The 1,907-nt window shown below is 64.7% G+C and carries 2 protein-coding genes and 1 pseudogene; 1 reads left to right on the top strand and 2 read right to left on the bottom strand.

Annotated elements, in window-relative coordinates:
• Both WA702_RS13510 and WA702_RS13505 read right to left on the bottom strand, forming a co-directional pair.
• The coding region (locus WA702_RS13510; protein WP_425111029.1) for a nucleoside/nucleotide kinase family protein at positions 1 to 620 on the bottom strand (620 nt) is incomplete at its 3' end.
• A gap of 16 nt (positions 621 to 636) precedes the next feature.
• Positions 637 to 1,404 carry a class I SAM-dependent methyltransferase gene (locus WA702_RS13505; protein WP_425111028.1) on the bottom strand — a complete coding sequence of 256 codons (768 nt, stop codon included), beginning with the start codon at positions 1,402 to 1,404 and terminating at the stop codon, positions 637 to 639.
• Positions 1,405 to 1,533: 129 nt separating this feature from the next.
• On the opposite strand from WA702_RS13505, the pseudogene WA702_RS13500 reads away from it, so the two are divergent.
• Positions 1,534 to 1,907, top strand: a pseudogene (locus WA702_RS13500) (EAL domain-containing protein); the annotation flags it as partial.

The raw sequence follows: 1,907 nt of genomic DNA, 5'->3' as shown, positions 1-1,907 counted from the left end.
CGGCTGCGCGCGACGATGAGGTCGGCGTTGACGAGATCGTTCCCCTCAACCTTCGCCGTCAGGGCTGCGTCGTCCATGCCGAAGCCGCGCCAGCGTGCGGCGAGCCGCTCCGTGAGCCGCGCACGCGGCACCTCCAGCATGACCGTGACATCGAAGCGCGGCGCGAGAGCGGCCCAGGCTGGATAGCCGGGATCGTCGAGCAGCAGATAGTTGCCCTCGACGATCACGATCCGGCTCTCGGCGGCAATGATGTCCGCGCCGGCGCGGGCGATCTCCAGCATTCGGTCGAACACCGGCACCGCAATCTCGCGGCCATCGTCGGTACGCAATCGGTCGAGCATGGCGGCAAGGCCATCGACGTCGAACGTATCAGGCGCGCCCTTGCGTATCAGCTGACCCCGCGCTTCCAGCACGCGATCATCGAAGTGAAAGCCGTCCATCGCAAGGACATGCGCAAAGCTCCAATCCTGCTGATTCAGTTGGGCGCACAGCATCTCCGCCACCCTGCTCTTGCCAGCGCCCGGCGGACCGGCGATCGCAGCCAGCCGGCGTGCGGCACCCTGCGTACGGCGCAGATGGTCGGCGATACCGGCGAGATCGTTGGGATGAGCGTTCGGCATGGCAGGGCGAGTCTCGCTAGCGGATGCGCTCGCTGAGCCACGCCTCGGTCTGATAGGGAAACGCTATCGTCTCGCTTTGCAGCGCCGGATAGACGTCCCGCAGCGCGCGAATGCGCGCTTCGATCTCACGCTTGTTCTGCTCCGGCAGCGCGGCGATGAAGCTTACCGACATGAAGCGGTCGATCACCACCTGATCGAAGCTGCCGACATGGCTATGCGAGAAACTGGTCCGCTGCAGCGGCGTGAACAGGTTTTGCGTTTCGAACGGCTGCCGCCAGCGGCCGGTGTAATGGCGCGGTGCGTCGCCTTCATACGGCGTGATGATCCCGGTGATCGCGGCAACCCAGTCGACGCGCTCGTCGCGGACGTTCCAGATCAGGCCGAGCCGTCCGCCCGGCCGCAGCACGCGGTGGATTTCGGCCAACGCCGCCTCATTCGCAAACCAATGGAAGGCCTGGGCGCAGGCCACCGCGTCCACCGACGCGTCATCGAGCGGCATGCTTTCCGCACTGCCGGGCAGCGCACGCACGCCTGGCACAGCCTCGATCAGCCGCTCGCGCATCGCATCGACGGGCTCGATCGCGGTGACGCCGGCGCCGAGGCGCGCCAGCAGCGTGGTGAACTTGCCGGTCCCGGCGCCGAGGTCGACCACGTCGGCGCCGGCGCGCGCTCCGAGATCATGATCGAGCCAGCCGAGCAGCTCGGCAGGGTATTCGGGACGGCCGCGCTGATAGGTCGACGATTGCTGCGAAAACCCCTGCTGGGCAGCTTGATGGATGGCCATTGACAGTCCAACCTTTGATCTGCGCGCCGATACCGTGAATGCCGCATAATGCGCCCCACCCTTATACCTAATCTTAGCGCTTTTCCGGCTAATATACGGGTCAATCTTTTCTTAACCACGATGCGCCGGATGATCCTAAGACGGCCGAAATTCGCTCTCCTGGCGCTCGTGGTTGCGAGTACGTTGGTCTTTGGACTGGCAGGCCATTTTGCAGCGACCACCCTGATCCATCGCCAGCAGGCGCGGCAGATCGGTGAATTGACCGAGGTCATGCTGCGACGTGCCGAATTCGCCGTCGATTACGGCGCCGCCAGCCTGGATCAGCTCGCAAGCCGGGGCCTCGCCAATTGCGAGACAAGTTCGCTGCAGGCGATCCGGCTTCACGTCTATCGGAGCTCCGCGACCAAAGATATCCGCCTCGTCAACGCGGACGGTTCGGTGATCTGCTCGGCCTATTCCGAGACCTTGGAATTCGATAATGGCTGGGTCGCGCGACCCGACAT

The organism is Bradyrhizobium sp., from assembly GCF_049798375.1.
Taxonomy (GTDB): Bacteria; Pseudomonadota; Alphaproteobacteria; order Rhizobiales; family Xanthobacteraceae; genus Bradyrhizobium.
This window is presented reverse-complemented; position numbering and strand designations above follow the sequence as displayed.